This window comes from Halogeometricum sp. CBA1124 (assembly GCF_009741955.1).
GTDB classification, from domain to species: domain Archaea; phylum Halobacteriota; class Halobacteria; order Halobacteriales; family Haloferacaceae; genus Halogeometricum; species Halogeometricum rufum.
Genome location: NZ_WPCD01000036.1, coordinates 1 through 22,852, shown reverse-complemented (window position 1 = coordinate 22,852; position 22,852 = coordinate 1). Strand labels below are relative to the sequence as shown.

General features: G+C 68.4%; 22 protein-coding genes and 2 pseudogenes. 5 read left to right on the top strand and 19 right to left on the bottom strand.

The genetic code is table 11. The annotated features are described in order from the left end of the window. The 5 genes and pseudogenes from GJ632_RS07240 to GJ632_RS07220 form a co-directional block, all read right to left on the bottom strand. Positions 1 to 216: AzlC family ABC transporter permease (locus GJ632_RS07240; protein ID WP_343161072.1), on the bottom strand; the 216-nt coding region annotated here is incomplete at its 3' end. Positions 217 to 341: 125 nt separating this feature from the next. After that, positions 342 to 1,447 (bottom strand): annotated as a pseudogene (locus tag GJ632_RS07235) (putative sulfate/molybdate transporter). A 148-nt stretch (positions 1,448 to 1,595) separates the two neighbouring features. Further along, positions 1,596 to 2,462 (bottom strand): metal ABC transporter permease, encoded by an 867-nt coding sequence (locus GJ632_RS07230; protein WP_191452532.1) that lies wholly within the window; start codon positions 2,460 to 2,462, stop codon positions 1,596 to 1,598. A 3-nt stretch (positions 2,463 to 2,465) separates the two neighbouring features. After that, positions 2,466 to 3,206: a metal ABC transporter ATP-binding protein gene (locus tag GJ632_RS07225; RefSeq protein ID WP_191452531.1), complete on the bottom strand. Its 741-nt coding sequence runs from the start codon at positions 3,204 to 3,206 to the stop codon at positions 2,466 to 2,468. Then, positions 3,203 to 4,207, bottom strand: coding sequence for a metal ABC transporter solute-binding protein, Zn/Mn family (locus GJ632_RS07220; RefSeq protein ID WP_191452530.1), 1,005 nt, complete (start codon positions 4,205 to 4,207; stop codon positions 3,203 to 3,205). The genes GJ632_RS07225 and GJ632_RS07220 overlap by 4 nt, the downstream gene beginning before the upstream one ends. Before the next feature lie 848 nt (positions 4,208 to 5,055). Between GJ632_RS07220 and GJ632_RS07215 the strand changes: the two genes are divergently transcribed. Then, positions 5,056 to 6,519, top strand: a complete 1,464-nt coding sequence (locus GJ632_RS07215) for an amidohydrolase family protein (RefSeq protein ID WP_191452529.1) — start codon at positions 5,056 to 5,058, stop codon at positions 6,517 to 6,519. A gap of 16 nt (positions 6,520 to 6,535) precedes the next feature. Here the strand turns inward: GJ632_RS07215 and GJ632_RS07210 are convergent, their stop codons facing one another. From GJ632_RS07210 to GJ632_RS07195, 4 genes are read right to left on the bottom strand one after another with little or no spacing between them, the layout of a single operon-like run. Beyond that, on the bottom strand, positions 6,536 to 6,895 hold the full coding sequence (locus GJ632_RS07210) for a hypothetical protein (protein ID WP_089808755.1): 360 nt from the start codon (positions 6,893 to 6,895) through the stop codon (positions 6,536 to 6,538). A 3-nt stretch (positions 6,896 to 6,898) separates the two neighbouring features. Beyond that, positions 6,899 to 7,177, bottom strand: coding sequence for a hypothetical protein (locus tag GJ632_RS07205; protein WP_089808757.1), 279 nt, complete (start codon positions 7,175 to 7,177; stop codon positions 6,899 to 6,901). Further along, positions 7,170 to 7,454, bottom strand: coding sequence for a ubiquitin-like small modifier protein 1 (locus tag GJ632_RS07200; RefSeq protein ID WP_177232633.1), 285 nt, complete (start codon positions 7,452 to 7,454; stop codon positions 7,170 to 7,172). The genes GJ632_RS07205 and GJ632_RS07200 overlap by 8 nt, the downstream gene beginning before the upstream one ends. 45 nt (positions 7,455 to 7,499) lie before the next feature. Further along, entirely contained in the window at positions 7,500 to 7,904 is a 405-nt protein-coding gene (locus GJ632_RS07195; RefSeq protein ID WP_191452528.1) for a hypothetical protein, read from the bottom strand. Between the two features lie 208 nt (positions 7,905 to 8,112). Here GJ632_RS07195 and GJ632_RS23210 point away from each other — a divergent pair, with 208 nt between their 5' ends. Beyond that, the gene (locus tag GJ632_RS23210; RefSeq protein ID WP_191452527.1) at positions 8,113 to 8,334 is read left to right on the top strand and encodes a hypothetical protein; all 222 of its coding nucleotides are present in this window, start codon (positions 8,113 to 8,115) and stop codon (positions 8,332 to 8,334) included. Positions 8,335 to 8,544: 210 nt separating this feature from the next. On the opposite strand, the gene GJ632_RS07185 is transcribed toward GJ632_RS23210, so the two are convergent. Beyond that, entirely contained in the window at positions 8,545 to 9,216 is a 672-nt protein-coding gene (locus GJ632_RS07185; RefSeq protein ID WP_191452526.1) for a sensor domain-containing protein, read from the bottom strand. Positions 9,217 to 11,014: 1,798 nt separating this feature from the next. After that, entirely contained in the window at positions 11,015 to 12,772 is a 1,758-nt protein-coding gene (gene arcS / locus GJ632_RS07180; protein ID WP_191452525.1) for an archaeosine synthase subunit alpha, read from the bottom strand. A 221-nt stretch (positions 12,773 to 12,993) separates the two neighbouring features. On the opposite strand from arcS, the gene GJ632_RS07175 reads away from it, so the two are divergent. Further along, entirely contained in the window at positions 12,994 to 13,464 is a 471-nt protein-coding gene (locus GJ632_RS07175) for a pyridoxamine 5'-phosphate oxidase family protein (RefSeq protein ID WP_343161071.1), read from the top strand. Positions 13,465 to 13,523: 59 nt separating this feature from the next. On the opposite strand, the pseudogene GJ632_RS07170 reads toward GJ632_RS07175, so the two are convergent. From GJ632_RS07170 to GJ632_RS07135, 8 genes and pseudogenes are all read right to left on the bottom strand, one after another. Beyond that, positions 13,524 to 15,547, bottom strand: a pseudogene (locus GJ632_RS07170) (PGF-CTERM sorting domain-containing protein). Positions 15,548 to 15,841: 294 nt separating this feature from the next. Continuing rightward, positions 15,842 to 16,147: a hypothetical protein gene (locus tag GJ632_RS07165; protein ID WP_191452524.1), complete on the bottom strand. Its 306-nt coding sequence runs from the start codon at positions 16,145 to 16,147 to the stop codon at positions 15,842 to 15,844. Positions 16,148 to 16,201: 54 nt separating this feature from the next. Then, the gene (locus tag GJ632_RS07160; protein WP_089809272.1) at positions 16,202 to 16,477 is read right to left on the bottom strand and encodes a winged helix-turn-helix domain-containing protein; all 276 of its coding nucleotides are present in this window, start codon (positions 16,475 to 16,477) and stop codon (positions 16,202 to 16,204) included. Positions 16,478 to 16,556: 79 nt separating this feature from the next. After that, positions 16,557 to 18,059, bottom strand: coding sequence for a tRNA guanosine(15) transglycosylase TgtA (tgtA, locus tag GJ632_RS07155; RefSeq protein WP_191452523.1), 1,503 nt, complete (start codon positions 18,057 to 18,059; stop codon positions 16,557 to 16,559). Positions 18,060 to 18,268: 209 nt separating this feature from the next. Further along, positions 18,269 to 19,042 (bottom strand): type II CAAX endopeptidase family protein, encoded by a 774-nt coding sequence (locus GJ632_RS07150; protein ID WP_343161070.1) that lies wholly within the window; start codon positions 19,040 to 19,042, stop codon positions 18,269 to 18,271. 77 nt (positions 19,043 to 19,119) lie between these two features. Beyond that, positions 19,120 to 19,689 carry an NUDIX hydrolase gene (locus GJ632_RS07145; protein WP_191452534.1) on the bottom strand — a complete coding sequence of 190 codons (570 nt, stop codon included), beginning with the start codon at positions 19,687 to 19,689 and terminating at the stop codon, positions 19,120 to 19,122. A 148-nt stretch (positions 19,690 to 19,837) separates the two neighbouring features. Further along, positions 19,838 to 21,106, bottom strand: coding sequence for a hypothetical protein (locus GJ632_RS07140; RefSeq protein WP_191452522.1), 1,269 nt, complete (start codon positions 21,104 to 21,106; stop codon positions 19,838 to 19,840). Between the two features lie 91 nt (positions 21,107 to 21,197). Then, positions 21,198 to 21,593: a VOC family protein gene (locus GJ632_RS07135; RefSeq protein WP_191452521.1), complete on the bottom strand. Its 396-nt coding sequence runs from the start codon at positions 21,591 to 21,593 to the stop codon at positions 21,198 to 21,200. Between the two features lie 150 nt (positions 21,594 to 21,743). Here GJ632_RS07135 and GJ632_RS07130 point away from each other — a divergent pair, with 150 nt between their 5' ends. Both GJ632_RS07130 and GJ632_RS07125 read left to right on the top strand, forming a co-directional pair. Further along, positions 21,744 to 22,256 carry a hypothetical protein gene (locus tag GJ632_RS07130; RefSeq protein ID WP_197427923.1) on the top strand — a complete coding sequence of 171 codons (513 nt, stop codon included), beginning with the start codon at positions 21,744 to 21,746 and terminating at the stop codon, positions 22,254 to 22,256. Positions 22,257 to 22,404: 148 nt separating this feature from the next. Continuing rightward, positions 22,405 to 22,852 (top strand): metal-dependent hydrolase (locus GJ632_RS07125; RefSeq protein WP_197427922.1); only part of this gene is annotated, 448 nt, incomplete at its 3' end.

The window sequence follows — 22,852 nt, the reverse complement described above, 5'->3', positions numbered from 1 at the left end:
GACGACGGCGAGTTCGGCGTTGCGGCTCAGCAGGTCGACGATGGCCAACTGGGACGCGCCGGCGAACACCACCATCGACAGGCCGACCGCCTGTAGCGGCGAGAGACCGGCGTCGACGGCGGCGACGCCCGCGACGAGGCCGAACGGCACGATGCCGACGAGGATGGGACTCACGTCGCGGACGCCGCGGCGAACCTCTGCCGGGATACGGAACACAGTGAAGAGACGGACACCACCGCACTAACCGCTACCGTTTCCGGCACGGACGGCCGTCTCGACGCGGGCGGCCGACACGCCGTGCCGCGACACCGACACCTCCGCGTGCCGCGACACCGACCGCCTCACGCCGGCACCGGCGCGTCCGAGCGCCGCGTCCAGAGGACGTAGCCGACGACGCCGGCGACGAACGCGACGCCGACGTTCGCGAGGACGCCCAGGAGGCCGACGACGACGGCGAAGCCGCGGGCGTCGGTGTCGAGTCCGGCCCGGCCGAGTTCGACGGCGACGAGGGCGAGGACGACGCCGAGCATCGAGAGGGGGAACGCGGCGACGACGCCGACGGCGAAGACGGCGGCGAGGGCGTACAGGACGCCGAGGACGACGTTCGACCACGCGGTCCGCGCGCCGAAGGCGTACTTGCCGGCGACGCCACCGCTCCCGTGGCACATCGGCAACGCGCCGAGTGGGACCGCGAGCAGGTTCATCACGCCCATGCTCGTCGCCAGGTCGTCCGGCGACACGTCGGCGTCGTAGTAGTCCGACAGCAGGAGCGAGGTGGCGACGGCGGCGTTGCCGACGGTCATCGCCAACTGGGCGGCCGTCCCCTCGGCGGCGCGCGCGGAGAAGGCGGAGAGCGACGGCAGCGTGACCGCCAGCCCGGGGAGTCGCGGCGTCGGCACGCCCGTCTGCCACGTCGCGACGCCGAGTCCGACGGCGAGAACGACCAGCGCGCTCGCCCGACGGTAGCCGGCGAGGACCACCGCCGTGGCGACGCAGACGGCCACGACGGCCAGCGACGGGCTCTCGAGGCTCAGCCGGACGCCGGTTTCGAGCAACAGCAGGGCGACGGCGAGTTGGACCCCTCGGACCACGGTTCGCCGACGTAGCGCCCCACGCGGTGCAGCGTCCCGGTCGAGCCCACGACGAGGAGGGCGACGCCCGCGAGCAGTCCGGCCGCGGCGAGTTCGCCAGTCGTGAGGGTACCCGCGACGACGAGTGCGGCGAGCGCCTTCATCGGTTCGACGGAGACGGGGAGCCCGTAGTGGACGCCCCAGACCACCTGAAAGGCCGCGAACCCGAGGAGGAGGTGCGCGAGCGACAGGTCGGTCAGCGCCGCGAGGGCGACGGCGATGGGGAGGACCGTAACCGAATCCCCTATCGCGCCGGTGAACGCTCCGACCGAGGGCGTCGGGGCGTCCGAGTCGAAGACGCCGGTCGAGAGCGACATAGACGTCGGGATGGAGCGCACATCAATCAAACTATCCAGTAACGGGCACCGCTTCTCTCCGTCGCCTTTCGTAACTGTTTCCGGTTTCGACCGGGGAGGAACGAGACGAGGTCGGCGGGAATCGCTGGCCCGACCGAGCGCCCGGACGCTATCCGGCTCCGACGACGCCCAGACGGCCCGCGACGGCCGCGCCGAGGTACACGGCTATCGCGACGAGGACGATGGTTCCGCCGGCGGCGATGCCGTAGGCGTACGACAGCGTCGTCCCCGAGAGGACCGCGACCTGTGCGGCGACGACGGCGTACGCGACGGACTGTTTGAAGCTTCCCGCGAGTTGCGTCGCGGCCGCCACCGGGACGACAAGCATCGCCGCGACGAGGATGACGCCCATCATCTGCATCGCGCCGACGACGACCATCGCCGTCAACACGACGAGCAGGCGGTTCAACAGGCGGACGTCGATGCCCGCGATTCGCGCGGCCGACTCGTCGAACGTCACGTACACCAGTTTTCGGTAGCTCAGGAGCACCGCCGCGACGACGAGTGCGCTGAGGACGACGAGGAGTTCCACGTCACCCCGCGTCAGCGTGGAGAGACTCCCGAAGAGGTACTGGTTGATGCTGACGGCGATGCCGCCGCTCGTGAGACTGATGAGGACGGTCCCGAGCGCGAACCCGCCCGCGAGAACGACGGCCATCGAGACGTCGTTGTAGACGTCGGTGTACTCGGATAGTATCTGGATGAGCAGTGCCGCCAGCACCGCGACGACGAGCGCGGTGAGGTACGGGGAGACGTCCGTCGCGAGGAGGTTGCCGAGGAAGATACCGACCGCGACGCCCGCGAAGGCGGTGTGCGCGAGCGTGTCGCCGATCATCGCGAGTTGTCGGTGGACGAGGAACGACCCGACGAGCGGTGCGACGACGGCGATGCACACGCCGGCGACGAACGCCCGTTGCATGAACGGGTACCCGAGCATCTCCGAGACGAACCCGCCGAGTTGAGCGAAGGGGAGCATCGGTCAGTGGTGGTGATGGTCGAGGAGTCGCTGGTCCGCGCCGTACGCCTCGCGGAGCGCGTCGCTCTCCGAGAAGTCCAGCGAGTCCCCGTGGAAGAACAGCCGGCGGTTGAGACAGGCGACCCGCGTGGTGAACGCCGTCACGACGCCGATGTCGTGTTCGACGAGCAGAATCGTCAGTCCGTCCCGGTTCAGTTCCCGGAGCAGTTCGTAGAACGACTCTCGCGACTCGGCGTCGACGCCGACCGTCGGCTCGTCGAGTGCGAGCAGGTCAGCGTCCGCGGCGAGCGCCCGGGCGATGACGACGCGCTGTTTCTGGCCTCCCGACAGCGTCGAGAAGCGACGGTCCGCGAGGTGAGCGACGCCGACCGTCTCCAGTGCCTCGGCGATGCGGTCGGTGTCGCGCTTCCCGAACCGCCCGAGACCGACGTGCGGGTAGCGCCCCATCGTGACGACTTCTCGCACGGTCACGGGCATCCCGCCGGCCGCCCCCGTCGCCTCCTGTGAGACGTACCCCACGCGGGTCCCGTCGTCGAACTCGTGCGCCGGCCGGTCGAAGAGCGTGACCGACCCCTCGTCCGGGCGCAACAGCCCCAGCATGAGCATCAACAGCGTCGTCTTTCCAGACCCGTTCGGACCGACGAGTCCCAGGAAGTCGCCCGACTCCACGGTCAGAGAGACGTCCTCGACCGCCGGTCGCTCGGCGTACGAGTACGTCACGTCGGCGAGTTCGAGGACGCTCATTCGACCCCCAGCGCCCGCTCCAGCGACCGGAGGTTCACCTGCTCCATCACGTCGAGGTACCCCCACCCCTTCTCGTTCCACTCCTCGGTGAGGGTCGGAACCGGGGTCAGCGGGAGCGCTTCCTTCGCGTCCGTCTCCCGGACGAGTTGCGTCGCGGCGCGGTCGGACTCGAACACCGGCGCGAGGACGTACTCGACGTCGTGTTCGTCGACGACCGACTGCGCTCGCCTGACGTCCTTCGGCGTCGGTTCGGCGTCGGGCGCGAGGCCGGTCAGCGCCTCGACGTGGAAGTCGTAGCGGTGGGCGAGGTAGCGGAACGAGTTGTGCCCGGCGACGAGGACGGTGTCTCTCGTCCGACCCGACAGCCGTTCCGCGTACGTGTCGTCCAGCGAGTCGAGTCGCTCGGCGTACGCGTCCGCGTTCTCCGCGTACGTCGACTCGTTGGCTGGGTCCCGTTCGGCGAGGCCGTTCGCGATGGTCCGAACCGACTGTTTCGCCCGACTCGGGTCCAGCCAGAAGTGCGGGTCCTTCGCCCCGTGGTCGTGGTCGTCGTGGGTTTCGGTCGGCGATTCCTCGTGGTCGTGTTCGTCGGCCCCGTGAGCGTCGTGGTCCCCCGAGGCGTCCAGCAGGTCGACGCCGTGCCACGCTTCGATAATGTTCACGTCGGCGCCGTCGTTGCGGACGTTCTGGACGATTTTGTCCGCCCACGGCTGGAACCCGTCACCGACGTAGACGAAGGCGTCGGCGTCGAAAACGTCCCGCTGGACGTCCGGCCCGGGCTCCCAGCCGTGTCCGTGCTGACCGAAGGGCACGAGGTTCCGAACGTCCGCGTCGGCGGCCACGTGGTCGGCGAAGTCGGAGACGACGAAGAACGACGCCTGTATCGTTCCACCGTCGTCTTCCGGAACCGAACCCGCGTCCGACGTTCCGAGACATCCGGTGACCGACCCCATCGCGACCGCCGCCGTGCCGAGGAGCACGTTCCGTCGAGTCTGTCTCATCTATTGTTAGAACGAACTTCTCCCCTAATAGCTCTTGCTAAAATTGAGTATTTGATTAATAACTCGCACCATCCGGAGTGTGTGAAGGTTGCGCCGACTGCGGTTTCGGGGCGTAGACTGGTCTGCGTCGGTCCGAACCGGGAGGAGCGCCGCGGTGGGGGCCCGCCCGTCGAGGCGGAGAGCGACCGCCAAAGCCGAGTTCTGTATCGCAGCATCTCATTTACGGGTCGGATGCGGACACTCGCGGTGATTCGCGCGTCGGAGCCCGAGCGCCTTCGTACCGGTCGAATCGACCGTCACCCGACCGACGGCGTCGCACGCTCGGTTCCCGGAGTCGCCGGCGGTCGGGTCGGCCGATGCGGACTTCGACGGCCGCCCGGAGAACGGCGAGAGCCCACGACCGGGCGCGAGCGGTGACCCGACCGGTCGGGAGCGGAACGCCGAACCCTGTTCGGCGTCGGATCGGAGGCCGACGACCGACGAACGCCACCGCGTCGACGGCCGACCTCCGAGTCAGACGGTGACGCACCGTCCCGCACGAGACTCCGGTAGTGTCCTCGGCGGTACGCTCGACCACCCCGCGACCGAGCGTCGGAGAGAAGCGACGCGTCGGAACCGGCGACGCTCCCGCGACGGACCGCGTCGTGGAACTCGCGCCGTCTGCGGTGGATCGACCGTAGACCGCTCTGACGGAGCCTGTCGTGACTGCCCCGCAGACGGCGACGAACGGCGGCCGCGCCGGGCCGTAAACGGGATGCCGCGATACCAAATCACCGATTCGGCGACGAGGCGACGGGTCGCCGGTGGACGGGGCTCTTTTTTTGTCGGTACGTGTCAATCGTCCGACGATGGCCGACATCGTGATTCACGACGCCACCGTCCTCACGGTGGACGACCGGAACCGCCTGTACGAACGGGGGACGGTCGTCGTCGAGGACGGACGAATCAGCGACGTGCGGCGGACGCGCGACGGGGACGCGGACGGTTCGGCGGACCGAGTCGTGGACGGCGCGGGGACGGTGGTGATGCCGGGCCTCGTCAACGCGCACACGCACCTCGAACTGACGCCGCTTCTCGGCGCGTTCAGCGAACTCGGGGTGACCGAGATGCTGGCGACCATGACGGCCCTCTACGGCCGACTCGGCGACGGCGACTTCGACTACCTCGCGCGGGCGGGGTACGAACTGGCCGCCCTGAACTTCCTCGTCGGCGGCGTCACAACCGTCAACTCGATGGACGTCGACCCGCGCGAGGGAGCCGAGACGTTCGGCGATGCCGGCCTGCGCGGGTTCTTCGGGCCGACGATAACCGACCTGTTCTGGGACGTCCCCGTCGCGGAGCAGTTCGCGCGGGCGGAGGCGTTCGTCGAGGAGTACCACGGCGCGTACGACGGGCGTATCAGGGCGACCATCTGCCCGCACGACGACTGGTCGTGCACGCGCGACCTGTGGGAACGCGTCGCCGAACTCGCCGAGTCGTACCCGGACGTTCTCGTCCACACGCACCTGCTCGAACTCGCGGAGAGCGACGCGATGGCGCGGGCCAACGGGGCCGCGGACTCGCTCTCACTCCTCGACGACGTCGGACTCCTCGACGACAGACTCGTCGCCGCCCACTTCCGCATCGGCGACGACGACGACGTCCGCAGGACGGCGGCGGCGGATGCGTCGGTCGTCCACTGTCCGTCGGTGTTCTGCTACTGGAACCCCGACGCCGACGCGCGGTGGACGCCCGTGCCGGCGTTGCGGCGCGCGGGCGTCGACGTCGGCCTCGGCGTCGACGACCACTACTGGCACGACTCCTACGACCTGTTCGGCGAGGCGCGACAGACCCGCCTCGCGGCGCACCTCGAACGCGGAGCGGGGCAGTTCGGGTCGACGGAGTTGGTCCGCATGCTCACTATCGACGGCGCGCGGGCACTCGGCGTCGGCGACGAGATAGGCAGCCTCGAACCGGGGAAGCGAGCGGACCTGCTCGTCCTCGACGTCGAGAAGCCGAAGTTCACGCCGCTGACCAACGTCCCCGCGCAGGTGGTGAACAACGCGACGCGGGCGGACGTGGAGACGGTAGTGGTCGACGGCGAGATGCTGATGCGGGACGGCCGCGTCCAGACGATGGACGTCGAGGCGGTCAGGGAACGGGCGACGGCGGCCGTCGAGCGATTCGACGCGGAGACGGAGTGGGACGTCGGTCCCGGCGGCGCCGACCCGCCGGGGGCGGCGACGCTCGCTCGCCAGTTGCCGAAGCGCGGGCCGACGCGCCTCCTCGGCCGACTCGCGGTGCAGTCGCTCAGGGACGCGTCGCCGTTCTAGAAGCTACCGCTCGAAGCTACCGCCCGACGACGACCGCCTGCCGAATCTCCAGCGCCGTCTCGAACTCGTCGCGCCTGCCGCCTTTCGTGCCGACGCGGAGCAGTTGTTGCTCGTGTGCGCGGCGGAGTGCGTCCGCCTCCCGGTCGGTGAGACCGAGTTCCGCGCCGAGTTCCGTCCAGTGGCCGTCGGGGACGAGAAAGAGGGCGCGTTCGTCGTCCTCGTGGACGCACTCGAAGGCCCGGTCGTACTCGTCGAGTCGCGCGCCGAGGTGGGCCTGCGCGCGCCGGACGAGTTCGGGCAAGTGGTCCGGGGTGACGCTGGCGCGCGCCGCGGCGAGGAGGAGGACGTCGCCGTCGAGTGGGACCGACGCCGTCACGGGTCAGCCGCCGGCCCGCATCGCCTTCTGCGAGAACCGTTCGACCAGGCCGTCGAGGACCGTCGGGTCGCCCTCGAACGAGACGGTCACCTCGGTGAGTTCGACTGTCGGTCCGATCGACACTTTCTCCGCCGAGAGCGAAGCGGCCCACCCGTCGCCCTCGATGCGGTCGTCGGCGACGCGTTCGCCGCCGAGGTTCTCCAGATAGTGGCCCGCCAGCCGGGTCGAGATGCCGCGGAAGGCCTTCTCGCGCTCCGTCCACCCGTCGTTCGCGTCAGTCACTCGCGCCTCCGGCGACCGGCGGGAAGATGCTGAGGGTGTCGTCGTCGCCGAGTGCCGTCTCGACACCCTGTTCGTGTTCGACGTCGCGACCGTTCAACAGCACGTTCACCTGCGGGCGAACGTGGCCGTCTTCGAGGATTTCACCGGCGAGACCCGCGAACTCGTCTTCGAGTTGGCGGAGGGCGTCGCCGACGGTTCGCACCTCGTAGTCGCGTTCGATCGTCTTCGACCCCACCGCTTCCCGGAAGTTCGCGAAGAACCGCATCTGCACCGTCATACCGCTAGATGCGTCGCGGCGGACTAAAAGTACGCGCCCTCGTGTTCACCGCTTGTCGAACCGGATGCCGTCCTCGACGAGGCGGTAGTTCCGCTCGCGTTCGACGTGTTCGTCCAGCCAGTCGTACTCGCGAATCTGCGCGACGAGGTCTGCCTGGAGGTTCCGCCACGCGATGGCGTAGATGGGCGACTGTCCCCACGCGCGGAGTTCGGGCACGAACCCGTCGTACGTCTCCATCCGGTCTTCGAGGTGTTCGATGGCGTCGACGGCGTAGCCGGCCGCCTCGGCGTCCGACGTCGCCCTCTCGAACGCCTCGTTCAGACTCGACTCGATGCCCTCGACCGCGCGTTGCATGTCCGACGCGGCGTTCGCACCGTCTTCGGGGAGCGAATCGAGAATCGGCTGGGGGACGCCGAGCGAGATGTGCCGGTCGCTGGTGTCGTCTGCCATACGAGGAGAGTGGCTACGCGGCGTCAAAAAGCCCGGGGAGGCGGTGATGCGCCCGACTCACTCCGACCGCGTCCCGACGACAGGGCTCTGTTGGAATCCTCAGTTGCTGATACTTTGTTAAGACAGTGCTGAATACAGAGCGCGAATCGGTCACGAGATAATCCATATTTCACAAAACGTTTTCCGGGGAACTCTCCCTACTGTAGATATGTCCACGACTGTCGCAACCCCCGACGTAGACGAACTGTGTGCGTACTGCGAGTCTCGTATTTTCGACCACGATCCGATTTGTGTCCGAGACTGTGACAATGACTGCGGCTCACCTGAGTACTTCTGTAACTATGCGTGTCTCTCCGCATACATCGAGGAGAATAGCCTGACGACGGGTAATGCGTGTACGTGGACCCCCGACGAAAGCAACTGTTGTTAAGCTGTTGTATCGGTGACAAAGGTGGGGCATCTTCGAGCAACTGATTCAACATCGCTCCAACAGGTCGTGCTGAACTCATCCTCTCGGTTCAGCATGTCGCTTCTGACAGCGCTCGGTGAGGTTTCTGTGAGTGTGCTGAATAGAGGGCGCGTATACCGGCGATTCATCAAATAGATGGCTCGCCACTCACTCACAGTTCTGGGTAGTGTACTAGTCGATAGCTGGCCCCTCCGCCGAAGCTCCCAGTAGTGCTAGCGCCATTCGTTCGGCGACATATCCGAATCCGTTAGCCAGATGCACCACGAGAAGGACGAGAATCGCGCCGATTCCCATCGCCAGAACGGTCTCGGGGACCGTTTCGATCGTCCAGATTACGGGATCACCATTTACCTCACCAAAACTGACCTCGAGAGGACGGCGCACCCCTGCCGAGAGTAGTGTCACTCCCTGCACCAAGCCGTAGACAAGCACGACTCCGATGAGACCGAGGAAACTCTTCAATGACAAAAATCCGAAACCCCGCCACGTGCTCGCTGCATCGATATATCCCCGGAAGTCTCCGCCAGTCCTACCGCTCTGCGTGACATCGTCTGGCGCCTCCAGTGAGACGGTAAGCAGGGAGTTCGCCAGCCAACGTTCCAGGGTGGCGAGCGCTCGCACGACGAAGATCATCAGGGCCAGGATGGCGACCCCCACCAGTACAATCGAGAGCAGGCTCCCGAGGAACAGGCCAAAGCTAAACAGGGACCAGTACAGCATCGTGAGAGGGAACGCCAGGACGAGATAGAACAGGTTCCTGTACGTCCGTCCAGAGAGTACCGGACCAATTACGGCTGCAATAATGCGTCGAACTGTGAGTTGACGGTCGTCGGTGGAGGGCATCAGGCAATCATCGAACAGCCCGATAATAAAAGACAGGCACCATCGAACGGCTGTACATGAGCCCTTCTAACGGACACGTACGGGTTGTACCTCCTCTGGCTTCTACTCGTGGTACTCCTCGTACTCGACGGTGTACGTCGTTCCCGCGGTTCGATGCCGTTCATCTAGGAGTTGTCTTCGGCGGAGTTGTGTTGACTGTGGTTGGGGACGGTACACTGCTCTAGAGTGGCGACAGGCGAATCGCGAGTTGAGATGTCCACGCTCCCCGCTACGGACGGTTTGACCACTTGACCGTGGGGGAGAGGAGGCTGCTGAACTCACCCTCTATAGTCGGCACGCGACTCCTGTCAGTATCTGTGGATTTCAACAGAGCCGACGACAGAATCCTCGCGGCGAAAGGACTCAACCGTCCGGGGGGGACAACTGGGAGTGATGACGCGCCACCGGAACGACGACGGGTTCCTCGCGTTCTTCAGGCAGTACGCGCAGACGTGGGTCCACACCGTCTCGACGGCCGCACTGACCGCCTTCGGGTTGCTGACGTTCGTCAACCGCCTGTTCGCCGTCGTCGCCATCGCGGCGTACGTCCTCCCGCCGGTGGTCCAGTACGTCCGGCGACCGACGGGCGAGGCGGCCGAAATCGACGACGCCGACGAGACGAGCGAACCGGCAGAACCGACCGCCCAGAGGCAGACCGAAGCGTCCGTCGAGTCCGGAGGCGCGGTCGAGGAGGGAACCGAGGCCGTCACCGGCGACGACGCCGACGCCGACGGTGAAGCTGGCAGCGACACCGGGAACACCGCCGACGACGACGATGAGGCCGGCAGCGACACCGGGAACACCGCCGACGACGACGATGAGGCCGATAGCGACGACGCCGACGGCGACGACGGGACGGAACCGGCGTGGACGGCCGCCACCGTCCCGACGGACGCGACGTTGCTCGACGCCGCGATTACCGCGGACGGCGCGTACGCCGTCGGCGAGGGCGGGGTCGTGGTCGCCCGCGACGGCGACGAGTGGGACGTCCTCCTCTCGGACGGGCCGGGTGCGGGGTCGAACCACCTCCGCGGCGTCGACGGCGTCGACGGCGGCGGCGTCTGGGTCGCCGGCGACGGTGGCGCGGTAGGTCGCATCGACCCGGACACCGGCCGGCACACCGACTACTCCGCCCCCGACGGGGACACGAGCGCGATTTCCGGCGTCGCGGCGACGGACGACGGCGGCGCGGAGACGGTCCTCCTGACGGACGGGTCGGGGCGCGTCCGCCGCGGACGCTACCGCGACGGCGAACTCTCGTGGGCGGACCCGACGAAACCGGGAAGCGGGTCGAGCATCGCCGGCGTCGAACTGGACGAGGACGTCGGCCACGTCTGCGACACCGGCGGCGGTGCGTTCCGGACGTCGGACGCCGGACGGACGTTCGAGAGCCTCGGATTCGAGGCGGACGGGACGGCAACCGACGTGACGAGTCGAGAGGCGGGCGACGTGCGGACGGTCCTCGTCGCCACCGACGACGGTGCAGTCCACCGATACGACGGGTCGGCGTGGACGCCCGCGTCGGTGGCCGAGGGGCCGTTACTCGCCGTCGCCGCGGGCGACGGCGGCGACGTCGCCGCCGGCGAAGCGGCGACGTACGAGCGGTTCGACTCGTCGGCGTGGTCGCGCGCGGAACTCCCCGCCGTCGAGTCGATGCGGGGCGTCGCCGTCCGCGGGTCCGGGGCCGTCGCCGTCGGTGAACGACGGGGCGGTCGTAGAGCGGACGGCGTGAGAGCGAGCGACGACCGGACCGAGTCGGCTACTTCTCCTCGACGTGGCGAACTTCGACGGCGACGCCGCGGGTGCTCTCGGCCATCTCCGCACCGAACATCTCCGCGCGGCCGACGGCGAACGCCTTCGGCCCCTCGACGACGACTTCGTCGCCGACGCGGATGTCGTCGTCCGCGTCCACGACGCCGGGCGCGAGGACGCTCCCGTGCGGCGCGAAGTTGTCTATCTCGACGCGCTTGGTCGGCGCGTCCGACTCGCTCCAGACGCGCGCGCCGGCGAGCGTGAACGAGAGGACGCCGTACTGCGGCACCATCGTCGCCAACTGCTCGTCGTTCTCGTTCCAGACCTGCAGTTTGGGGTAGCGGCTGTTCATCCGCACGTCCGCGTCGTCGAACAGGTCCTCGCCCGCGTCGGGGCCGAACTGGTAGTCGGCGATGGCCTTCACCGTGTTGTGCTGACGCTCTCGCTTCGCGTACTTCAGTTCGCCCTGCAGCGTGGACATCAGGTTGGCCAGCGAGTCCGTCGTCGTCGGGTGGTCCTCGACGGTGTACTCGAACGGCACGTCCACCTCGCTCTCGACGCGTTCGCAGATGTCGCGGTAGCCGTGGTCGGGCACGTGCGCGACGACCCGCGGGTAGTCGTTGCGTTCGAGGTAGCGCCGGAGGACGCTCGCGACGAACCCCTTCTCGTCCTCGGACCACCGGCCCGTCACGACGGAGTCGTAGTGCTGGGCGGGGTAGGTGAGTTCCAGTTCCGTCGGGACGACGCCGATAGGAGAGGTCATCGACGCGACGTGGGCGCGGAACTGAATCGCGTCGTGGAACTGACTGTGGCTCTGCGACTCGCTGTAGGGCTTCGTCGCCGAACACGGGACGAGGACGAGGGGGTTGTCGAACCGGTTTCGGTACCGCGTCGTCACCCGTTCGGCGAACCGTTGAATCTCGACGCGGCGGATGGTGTCGGACGTGGCCGCCGAAATCTCCGCGTTCCGAATCACCGGCGTCCGCTCCTCGAGGTAGCCGTACTGCTGGTCGAACTCGCGGAACGCGGCGGTCAGCCACTGGTCGTGGCGGGCCTGCCCCTCGACGTAGTCGCGCAGGCGGCCGTCGCGGATGCGGCGGCGGACGGTGGCCAGTTCCGCCCGGAGGACGTTCACGTTGTGCGTCGCGCAGTCCTCGCGGGTGAACTCCTCGCGGGGGGTCCGACAGGCCGCACAGGTGCAGGGCAGTTCGTCCAGGTCTTCGAGGAAGTACTCGCTCTCGGTGGTGAGGTACATCCCCTGCCGGCCCTTCACGCGGGCGAGTTTGCCGTCCACGAGGTCCACGCCGGCGTAGGCGAGCGTCGAGACGTTCCGCGGAGTGGCGACGCCGGAGAGGTAGAGGGCGGTGTCGGCGGGAAGCGCCTCCTTCGCGGCGACGACGGCGTCGCGAAACGCCGAGGCGTGGCCGACGAAGCCCTGCGCGTTCGAGAGGATGTAGGCGTCAGCACCCGTGTTCTCGGCCGTCTCCGCCGTGACGACGGACGCCGAGGGGAAGTCCACCTCGGGCGAGTCGACGGCGAACGACTCCTGCACGCGTTCGTCCGTGCCGGCGGGGAACGACCGGTGCGGGAGCACCGTCAGCACGTCGTCGGAGCCCTCGGGAACGTCTCGCTCGGTGGTCCAGAGACTCCCGGCGTCCTCCACCACACCGTCCGCCAGGGCGGGCGTCGTCACGGACTCCGCGAGTCGGAGTTCGCCGAGTCGGGCGGCCCCGTCGCGCCCGAGAATCTCGAAGTGGTCGGTCATACCTCGGGTTCGGCCGCGGAGGGTGAACTATCTTCCCTTCTCCGCCGGTGTGCCGGTGGTGAGAGAGGTGCTGGCATCTCGCACGCGTGCGGAAACTGTATATTAGTGTTCAGAACCGACCATCGACCGTCGATACCGTCCGCCATCGGGCGACACTGACCGTCGGTTCTCGCCCGCGAGTCTCCCCGCGCGCTTTTGCCGCGGGCGACCGAACGGCGAACGTGAGACGAACCGGTCCGTGGTCGGCGGACGAGGCGGCGGCGTTCCTCCGCGAGTCGACGGTCCCCGTCCGTCTGGCGTGTCGGACGCCGTCGGACCAGTTGTGGATGCTCTCGCTGTGGTACGAGTGGGTCGAGGGCGACGACGGGCCGGAACTGTGCTGTGCGACGAGTGCCGGCGCGGACGTGGTGAGCTTCCTCCGCGCGAACGACGGCGTCGCGTTCGAGGTGTCGACGAACGACCCGCCCTACCGCGGCGTCCGCGGGCGCGGGACGGCGACGATAGAGCCAGACGAAGGGAAGACGCTGTTGCGGACGCTTCTGGAGCGATATCTCGGCGGGACGGAGAACGAACTCGCGACGTTCCTCCTGGGCGCCGACCGCGAGGAGGTGCGCATCCGCGTCTCGCCCGCGCGCCTCCACTCGTGGGACTACACCGACCGGATGCGCGACGTGAGCGGGGCCGACGAGTAGGAGACGGCGTCGCCACCGGCGGGGAGAGCGGTCGAAAGAAATGCGGCGCGGTTCGAGGTTCAGTCGCGACGGACGGCCAGAAGCGCCGCGGCGACGAGTGCGACGAGTGCGCCGGCGACGCCGAAGCCGGGCATGCTGGTGTCGGTGGTCTCGGACTGGCCGCTCATCGCCGTCTCGCTGGCCATCTCGGTGTCGGCCTCCTGACCCATCTCCGTCTCGGACATCTCCGTCTCGGTTCCGTTCATCTCGCCCTCGAGGGTGGCTTCGGCCGTGGCGACGACTGCGCCGCCGCGGGCGACGTACGGACCGTCTTCTGCGCCCTCGCTGGTGACGAAGTCGTACACTTCGTTCCCGTTCGTGTCCATGTGTGCCATCGGGACGATGGTCGTCGTCTCGTTCAGGGGCGCGTCGAGTTCGACGGTGACGTTCTCGTGGGTGCCGGGCGCGAGGTAGTCGGAGGTGCCGCGGACGCTCTCGAACACCGCACCCTCGGTCACCGTCGCGTCGTGCACGGTGACGAATCCGCCGTCGTGGAGCGTGACGGAGTCGATGGTGACCGTCTCTCCGTCGGTCGTCTGGTCGGACGCGGTGACGACGGCGTTCACGGAGACGTGCGTCGTGTCGACCACCGCGCTCCCGTTGGCCGTGTACGGCCCGTCAGCCTCGGGGAACGTGTAGTTCTGGTCGCTGTCGGTGTCCATGTGCGCCATCGGCACGAGCGTCTGCGACGCGCGGATGGGCTCGGCGAACGTCACGGTGACGTTCTCGTGGACGCCGGGCGCGAGGTAGTCGGAGGTGCCGAGGATGCTCCCTTCGACTTCGCCCGCGAACAGGGAGGCGTCGTGGACGGTGACGAATCCGCCCTCCGAGAGGTCGACGCGGTCCACGACGACGCTGTGGCCGTCGGACGCCTGCGCGGCCATCTCGACGCTCGCCGAGACGGTGACGTTCGCCGGCGCGACGACGGCGGAGCCGTCAGCGGTGTAGGGGCCGTCGGCCTCACCTCGCTCTCGGGGAAGGTGTAGTTCTGGTCGCCGTCGGTGTCCATGTGCGCCATCGGCACCAACGTCGTGGAGTTGTTCACCGGCGCGTCCAGCGTGACGACGACGTTCCGGTGCAGGCCGGGCGCGAGGTAGTCGGAGGTGCCGCGGATGCTCTCGAACACCGCACCCTCGGTCACCGTCGCGTCGTGCACCGTCACGAACCCGCCCTCGGGCAGGAACGTCGAGTCCACGACGACGGCGTGGCCGCCGGTGACCTGCTCGGAGAAGGCGACGCTCGCGGTGTCGGACGGCGTCACCGCGGCGGTGTCGACGACGGCGCTGCCGTTCGCGGTGTAGGGGCCGTCGGCCTCACCCTCGCTCTCGGGGAAGGTGTAGTTCTGGTCGCCGTCGGTGTCCATGTGCGCCATCGGCACCAGCGTCGCGTTCTCCTCGACGGGCACGTCGAGCGTCACGCGGACGTTCTCGTGGACGCCGGGCGCGAGGTAGTCGGAGGTGCCGCGGATGCTCTCGAACACCGCACCCTCGGTCACCGTCGCGTCGTGCACGGTGACGAACCCGCCCTGCGAGAGTTCGACGCGGTCCACGACGACGGACGCGCCGTCGGTGGGCTGGTCGGACATCGACACCGTCGCGGAGACGGTGACGTTCGCCTGCGAGACGACGGCGCTGCCGTTCGCGGTGTACGGACCGTCCGTCTCGCCGTTGTCGGCGACGAAGTCGTAGACGCGGTCACCGTCGGTGTCGAAGTGCGGCATGGCGACGAACGCGCCCGACTCGCGGAGCGGTTCGTCGAGGTGGACGGTGACGTTCTCGTGCGTCCCCGCGTCGAGGTACGCCGAGGACCCGACGACGCTCCCGAGGACGTTACCCTCGGCGACGCTCGCGTCGTGGATGGTGACGAACCCGCCCTCCGAGAGCGTGACGTTCTCGACGACGACGGTTGAACCGCCCGAGGTCTGGGCGGCGAACGATACTGACGCGTCCGACGACTGCTGCGTCGCGGACGTCGCGGCCACGCCCGCCGGAACGGTTCCGACGAGCACGACCAGCGTGACGAACACTGTGAGTGCGCGTTGCATGGCCGACACGTTGGCCGATATTTAAAAGAAGATTTTCCGGACTCTCACCCAAATTCGCCCCCGATTGGGCCGGCGTCCGTCGGTTTCGTTCCCCGGATGAGGACTCTCACGAACGCCGAACTATGTGTCGGCGGCGAGACGAGACGCCGCTGGCGGGAGGAGGACGCGGGAGAACGGGCGAACGGCGCGGGACGGAACGGACGGCGCGGGCGAACGGCGCGGGACGGGACGAACGCTGGCGGACAGGGAGACGGGACGGACCGCGTGGTGAGGGTTCGGGGCGAAGGGAGCGCGTCAGTCGAACGTTATCCACGAGAGGAACAGCAGACCGATGGTCTCGAAGACGTGCAGGAGCATCATCGCTCGCCACGCGATGGCGGGAACCTCGGTGCTGAACCACCCCGAGAGCGTCGGGTCGACGATGTACATGTAGAGCGCGAGCGCGTTCCGTGCGAGGAGGAAGACGGCGAAGACGAGCAGTCCGAGCGGGTACTTCGAGCGGATGTCGAGGTAGTTTCTGGCCCAGACTGACGCGAGGGCGAGCAGTAGCACGACGTTCACGGCGCTGGAGACGCGCGCGACGTCAACCCAGATACTCATTCGTTCTCCCTAGCTCCCTGCCGTTTATATACACTTTCCCAAATCTCACCATGGTTACTCCATTCCGTCGAGTATCTCCTCTATCGTCTCCCAGTTCTGGCGCGCCCGGTCAGAGGGGAGGTAGACGGCGCCGTAGTCGTCGCCGCTGCTCTGGACGACGTCGTTCTCCATCAGCACGTCGAGGTGGTGTCTGACCGTCTTGTAGTCCAGTTCGAGGTCCTCGGCGAGTTGATTCGCGTTACGAGGCCGCGCGTCGAGGGACCGGAGGATACGCGCACGGTTCGCTCCGCCGCGCGTCCCCGTGAGTACGTACCACAAGACGGCCTCCATCGTCCCCTTCGACACGCGCACGGCACCTAAGCCCATCGAACGTGTCTGACGAGAAGAGACTTCGGCGGGCGACGACGAGTCAGGCCGTCTCGTCGCCGTCGTCCGGCGAGACGCCGTGGAGCGACTCGACGGACACCGCGTCCGGAACCCGTTCGAGGGCCGTCTCGGGCCAGTCGTCGTGCGCGAGGACGAACTCGGTGTCGGGGTTCGCCGCGACCAGTCGGGCGACGCCCTCGGCGGCCGCCTCTTGGGCGGCGCGGTCGGTCCGGTCCGGCACCTCGGCGGTGAGCGGGTACGTCTCCGAGAGGGCGCGGGGGAACGGGCCGAACGGCGGGACGACCCGCCACGTCGCGTCGAACCGGTCGCCCTTGGGCGTTCCACCCTGCGTGAGGAGGACGGTTCCCTCGGCCGCCAGTCGGGCGAGTCGGTCGTGGTGGCGGCGCACCTCGGGGCGACGCGCGCTCTCCGCCGAGAGCGAGAAGAACGACCCCTTCGAGACGGGATCCTCGCGTTCGAGTTGGTCGGCGTGGTCCAACAGGGCGCGGTAGCCGTCGAGCATCGCGGGGTGCGAGCGGGCGCGTTCCTCCACGAGTTCGAGCAGGTTGCCCGCCCGAATCGCCTGCTTCACGCGGCGCAGTTCCTCGAAGGAGACGTGGAGGTTGTGTTCGGCCAGGAGGCGTTCCTGCTCGGTGTCGCCGGCCGCGCGGAGTTCGTCCGGCGTGTGCGACGCGCAGATGTGGCAGGAACACGGCAGGTAGTCGAGGTCCTCCAGGTGTTCGGTGCCGCGGACGGTGAGGTAGCGGCCGTCGCGGGCGTACAGGGCGTACGCGGCGGAGTCGAACAGGTCACAGCCCGCGGCGACGGCGAGGGCGAACATCATGGGGTGGCCCGCGCCGAACAGGTGGACCGGCGCGTCACGGCCGAGTCCGCGCTTCGCCCCCGCCACCACGTCGACCATGTCGTCGTAGCGGTAGGCGTTCATCAGGGGGACGACGGCACCGACGGGGAACACGTCGAGGTCCGTCTCGTAGGCCGCCCGCCCCGCCTCCTCGCGCAGGTCCGGGTACGTCGACCCCTGTACCGGCGCGTTGACCAGCATCTCGCCCGTCTCGACGGCCTCGGCGTCGCGCAGGGCCTCCTCGGTGACGGCGAGTTCGCGTTCGGCCTGTTCGCGCGAGACGTCCGGCGGCGTCGGGATGTCGACGGGCGTGCCGATGTCGGTCCCGACGTCGTACTGGAACTGCAGAATCTCCTCGGTCGTCACCGCTATCTCGCCGTACTCGGCGAGTTGGAACGACCCCGAGTCGGTCATGATGGCGCCGTCGAAGCCGAGCATCTCGTGGAGTCCGACGTCGAGGGCTTCCTCGCGTAAGTCGTCGTTCTTGTGGATGATGTAGGAGTTCGTGATGAGAATCTGCGCCCCGAAGTCCGATTCGAGGCGCGCGGGCGACACCGTGACGATGTTGGGGTTGACCACCGGCAACAACGCCGGCGTCTCGACCGTCACGCCCGCGCGGGGGACGTCGAGTTCGCCGATTCGGCCGGCGGCGTCCCCGTCGCGTATCTCGAAGTGGTCGCGCATGGTTCGTCTTTCCCGGGGGCGTTGCTAAGGGTTGCGTTCGGTCGGCCCTCGCCGCCGGGCGAATCGTTGCGTTCGGTCGGCCCTCGCCGCCGGGCGAATCGTTGCGTTCGGTCGGTTCGGCGTGGCTACCGAGCGAATCGTTGCGTTCGGTCGGTCCGGCGTGACTACCGAGCGAATCGTTGCGTTCGGCCGGCCTCGCCGCCGGGCAGTCAGACGAACAGGACCGTCTCCTGCGGCATCTCGGCGAACTTCACCGCCAGATAGAGCATCGAGAACAGCGTCGCGTCGTACGCGCCGTGGATGAGGACGGGGACGACGAGGTTGTCCGTGTACTCGTAGACGATGCCGAAGACGACGCTCGGGAAGATGAGGAGGCTGATGCTGGTGAAACGGGCCATCGGCGACCCCGAGACGGCGGCGTAGTGGATGGCCGCGAAGATGACGCTCGCGAGGAGGATACCGACGGCGGGCGAGAACGTCTCGCGGAGGCGCGTCTGGACGACGCCGCGGAACAGCAGTTCCTCGCCGACGCCGATGAACAGGAACGACGCGGGCAGGAGGAGCAGCAGCACTTCGGGGTTTTCCATCCCCAACTGGGCCGCCTGATTCGTCCCCGCTTCGACGCCGAGTTGGCTCACCACCACGGCCGCCGAGAGACCGAGGGCGAGGGCGGCCACGTAACCGACGACGGCGGCGACCCAGTCGCGGAACGACGGGACGCGGACGCCGAAGTACGAGAGGTCCTTCCCACGGTAGCGCAGGTACAGGAGCGCCACCCCGCCGATGCCGCCCCACGTCAGGAACACGAGCGACAGCGAGATGTTGAGTATGGGCGTTATCTCGACGCCGGCGAACGCCAGCGGTACCACCGCGAGGTTGACGAGGACGATACCGAGGACGGGGCCGGCGATGGCGAGGAGGACGGCCACGGCGATTGCGCGGGCGGCACCCCCGGCCGGAGAGGCGTCGGCGTCCGGCGACACCGGCGCGACTCGGTGTGAGAGTCGGAGGACACAGTCGGTGTTGGGGACGGCCCGTCAAAACGGTTCGTGCTTCGTCCTCAGCGCCAGCGGCCGGCGAGTTCGTAGCGGAGGATTCCCAGCACGGCGCGGCCGTCGCGCAGGTGACCGTCAACCGCGGCGGCGAGGACGTCCTCGTACGGTTCGACGGCGACGCGGATGCTCTCGTTGAAGTCGAGTTCCTGTTCGGCGGTGGGTTCGCAGTCGCGGGCGACGAAGTGGTGGTGGACGCTGTTCAGGAGGCCGTTGGCGGGTTCGACGCTTCCGACGCGTTCGAGCGACCCCGCCTCGAACCCCGTCTCCTCGGCGAGTTCGCGCCGGGCGGCCGCCGCGATATCGTCGTCGTCGGGTTCCAGCGACCCCGCGGGGAGGCCGCGGTTCACCCGGCCGACCGCCTGTCGCCACTCCTCGACCAGCACCACGTCGCCGTCGGGCGTGAACGGGAGGACGACGACGGCCTCGGGTTCGTCGACGTAGTGGAAGTCCGTCTCCGTCCCGTCCGGGAGCGTCACGTCGTCCATCCGGACGTCGAACCCCGGGCAGGCGTAGTCTATCGCGGAGTCCGTCGTCCGCCACGCGAGTTCGTCCGTCGACGTGTCCGCGTCGTCCATCGTCGCGTCCGCGCCATCTCCCTCGTCCGTCGTCTCGTCGTCTACCATACGCCGACTCCGACGGGAGCGCGCAAAAACAGCGTGGTGCGGTGCCGGGGGCGCACCGTGACGGTCCGCGGCCGCGTCCGAGTCCGACGGCCGCGCCGGACTACCGGTCGCGGACCGCGACGATGGCCCCGCCGAGCACCATCGTCAGCGACACGAGCGTGATTCCGACGTGGAGTTCGGTGAACCAGAACGGCACCTGCAGGCCGGTCTGGAGGACGACGAGGAGGAACGACAGGACGGGGACCTTCCGGTCGGGGTTCACCCGTGCGTCGTCCTCGGCGGCGTAGCGGGTGGCGCCCACCGTCTCCCCCTCGGGGAGACGCTCGGCCTCGTAGGGGACCAGCGGCGTCTTGTAACTCCACACCGTCGCGCCGGACTCGTTCACCTCGACGACGCGCTGGTTCAGCGAGTCGGTGACGAGCGTGTTCCCGTTCTCCAGTCGGTCCGCGTCCCGCGGCCAACTGAACGAGACGCCCTCGGCCTCGTACAGGGCCCACGCGACGTCCCAGTCGCCCGTCGACTCGTTGCGGTGGAGTTCGACGATGCGGTCGTTGTGGCTGTCGGCGACGAGCACCGACCCCTCGCCCAACCACTGCGGGTTGTGCTGTTGGTTCAGCAGTTCGGGGTCGCCGAAGTTGTCGCCGTCGTCGTCCTCGTCCTCGTTTATCACCTCGACGACGCCCTCGCCGCGTTCGACGACGACGAGTTGGTGGGCGTTGCGGACGGAGACGAGGTATCTGTCCTCGGAGATGACGTCCACGTCGTTGATGTGGAGCCAGTCGGCCTTCGTCGGGTCCGGCGGCGCCTCGTACCGCGAACTCGCGTTCCACTGCCACGTCACCTCGCCGCCCTTCACGGTGTACACGCGTTCGTGTTCCATGTCGGTGACGAGAAACTCGCCCGACGGGAGCAGTTCGACGTCGTGGACTTCGCTGTTCGCGCGAGTGCGAACCGGGAAGGAGTACTCGGAGACGATGTCGGCGCCGCCGCTCTCGTTCGGTTCGAGGACGCGGAAGCCGGTGTGGGTACACGGCGCGTCGTACGGGCCGCAGTCCTCGTAACCGGAGTCCATGAACCCCGCGAGGACGCTCCCGTTGTCCAGCATCGTCACGTCGAAGTAACTGTCCGTTCCTCCCGCCTTCCACTGCGTCTCCTTCCCGTCGAGCAGGTAGACGGACCCGGCCTCGTGGAGGCCGGGACCGCCGCCTTGCGACCCGACGAGCGTCTGTCGCGCGCCGTCGTCGTCCGCGGTGCCGACGGTCGGTGCGAGGGCTGCGCTGACGAGGAGCGAGGAGACCAACAGGACGACGCCGAGGGCGGCGAGCGCCGCCCCCGTCCGTCGCGTCGCGTTCGGGCGTACTCCGGTCATCGGTTACGTGAGACTGAGCCCACGGCGACGAAAAGCGTTCGGTCCGCGCCGGCGGCGGAGCGACCGGTCGCGGACGTGGCGGGTGGGACCGTCACGACCGCTCGGCCTTCAGTTCGAGCGTGTAGCCGAACGGGTCGGTGACGTAGACGGCGGGGGCGACGCCCGTCGCGCCGAGCGGTTCGAGTTCGCGGTCCACCGCGACGCCGGCGTCCGCTAGCTCCGCCTTCAGCGACTCGATGTCGGCGTCGACGCGGAGGGCGACGTGGTCGAAGTTGGCGTCGTCAGGCGCCTCGAAGTCCTCGTCCGGTTGCACGTGCATCACCGCACCCGGCGCGAGGCGGACGGAGACGAACGGTTTGTCGCCCGACTCGTACTTCTCCTCGTTCTCTATCGCCAGCCCCAACCGGTCCCGGTAGAACTCGACGGCCGTCTCGACGCCGTCCGCGGGAACGTGGAGGTTCACGTGGTCTATCTCGGTGACGTCCATGGGGACGGGACGGCCCGGAGACACGTATGTTGGGGGGTCCGTCGCTGCCGTCGTCGCCGTCCCGCGAACGCGTCGGTCCGGGGCACCGTCTCGGGACCCGACGAATCCCGTTTCGGCACCGTTTTCCGCGGGAGACCGAACGCCTACCCGATGGACTTCGACGCAGACCGACGACGCTTCTTGGAACTCGCCGGAACCGGAACCGCCGCCTCCCTCGCCGGCTGTAGCGGCCTCCGGGACACGCTCGGCTCGCAGGAAGACGCCGGAACGGGCACCGGAACCGGCGGAGACGGCGACCAACGGGTCGCGGTCGCGGTCCAGGCCGACCAGCAGGCCTTGCAGCGGCGACAACAGGAGATACAGTCCGCGCTCAGTTCCGGAAACATCTCTCGAAGCGAGGCGCAGGCGGAGTACCGGTCCGCGCAGGAGGACCTCCGCTCGGACGCCGTGGCGTCGTTCGCAGAGCGCGCCGAGTCGAACCCGGACCTCACCGTCGCCGACTCGCTCGACCGGTTCGGCCTCCTCCTCGTCGGCGGGTCGCCGGCCGCACTCCTCGCGACGCTCTCGTCGGGCGAGGTGAACGCCCTGCTCCCGCAGACCACCTTCCAGCAGGCGAAGTCGCAGGCCCAGCAGGGAACCGCGACGTCGACGCCGTCGAACTAGCGCCGTCGGGAGCGGACAGAAAGGTTATATCCTCGCTCGCAGTTCTGTCTGTAAATCCGATATGAACCGCCGCCCGTCGCTCGACGCTCGGTGCCCGCCCGTCGGGGACGCCGACGACCCGACTCCCGCACGCCCCGTCGCACCGTAGATGTTCGTCGGGCACGAGTTCCTCGCGTTCGCCCTCGCGGGGTCCGCGGCCCGACTCGCCGGGCGCGACGCGCGGTCCGCGCTCCTCGCGGGCGGCGTGGCCGCACTCTGCGCGTTGCTCCCGGACCTCGACGTCGCCTACGGCCTCGGCGTCTACCTCCTCGCCGTGAGCGACGGCGTCGCGCTCTCGTGGGACGCCTTCTGGGGCGTCGCCAACGGCGTCCACCGGGTCGTCACTCACCCGCTCCCCGTCGGCGTCGCGGCGACGCTCTGTTTCGCGTCGGCCGTCGCGGTGACTCGGCGGGTCGCCGGACCGCCCGCCCGCGGTGCGCTCGCCTCTGCGGCCGGCGGTCTCGAATCGATTCGACGGGGCGCGCGGAAGGCGCGTCGGCCGACGCCGTCGCCACCCTCGTGGTGGTGGCTCTCGCCGCCGTCGCTCTCGTCGTCGC

What these genes read in the sequence shown, in the direction of transcription:
- GJ632_RS07230 (WP_191452532.1), bottom strand. Translation starts at nt 2,462, where the DNA reads ATGCTCCCCTTCGCTCAACTCGGCGGGTTCGTCTCGGAGATGCTCGGG.
- GJ632_RS07225 (WP_191452531.1), bottom strand. Translation starts at nt 3,206, where the DNA reads ATGAGCGTCCTCGAACTCGCCGACGTGACGTACTCGTACGCCGAGCGA.
- GJ632_RS07220 (WP_191452530.1), bottom strand. Translation starts at nt 4,207, where the DNA reads ATGAGACAGACTCGACGGAACGTGCTCCTCGGCACGGCGGCGGTCGCG.
- GJ632_RS07215 (WP_191452529.1), top strand. Translation starts at nt 5,056, where the DNA reads ATGGCCGACATCGTGATTCACGACGCCACCGTCCTCACGGTGGACGAC.
- GJ632_RS07200 (WP_177232633.1), bottom strand. Translation starts at nt 7,454, where the DNA reads ATGACGGTGCAGATGCGGTTCTTCGCGAACTTCCGGGAAGCGGTGGGG.
- GJ632_RS07195 (WP_191452528.1), bottom strand. Translation starts at nt 7,904, where the DNA reads ATGGCAGACGACACCAGCGACCGGCACATCTCGCTCGGCGTCCCCCAG.
- GJ632_RS23210 (WP_191452527.1), top strand. Translation starts at nt 8,113, where the DNA reads ATGTCCACGACTGTCGCAACCCCCGACGTAGACGAACTGTGTGCGTAC.
- GJ632_RS07185 (WP_191452526.1), bottom strand. Translation starts at nt 9,216, where the DNA reads ATGCCCTCCACCGACGACCGTCAACTCACAGTTCGACGCATTATTGCA.
- arcS (WP_191452525.1), bottom strand. Translation starts at nt 12,772, where the DNA reads ATGACCGACCACTTCGAGATTCTCGGGCGCGACGGGGCCGCCCGACTC.
- GJ632_RS07165 (WP_191452524.1), bottom strand. Translation starts at nt 16,147, where the DNA reads ATGAGTATCTGGGTTGACGTCGCGCGCGTCTCCAGCGCCGTGAACGTC.
- GJ632_RS07160 (WP_089809272.1), bottom strand. Translation starts at nt 16,477, where the DNA reads ATGGAGGCCGTCTTGTGGTACGTACTCACGGGGACGCGCGGCGGAGCG.
- tgtA (WP_191452523.1), bottom strand. Translation starts at nt 18,059, where the DNA reads ATGCGCGACCACTTCGAGATACGCGACGGGGACGCCGCCGGCCGAATC.
- GJ632_RS07145 (WP_191452534.1), bottom strand. Translation starts at nt 19,689, where the DNA reads ATGGACGACGCGGACACGTCGACGGACGAACTCGCGTGGCGGACGACG.
- GJ632_RS07140 (WP_191452522.1), bottom strand. Translation starts at nt 21,106, where the DNA reads ATGACCGGAGTACGCCCGAACGCGACGCGACGGACGGGGGCGGCGCTC.
- GJ632_RS07135 (WP_191452521.1), bottom strand. Translation starts at nt 21,593, where the DNA reads ATGGACGTCACCGAGATAGACCACGTGAACCTCCACGTTCCCGCGGAC.
- GJ632_RS07130 (WP_197427923.1), top strand. Translation starts at nt 21,744, where the DNA reads ATGGACTTCGACGCAGACCGACGACGCTTCTTGGAACTCGCCGGAACC.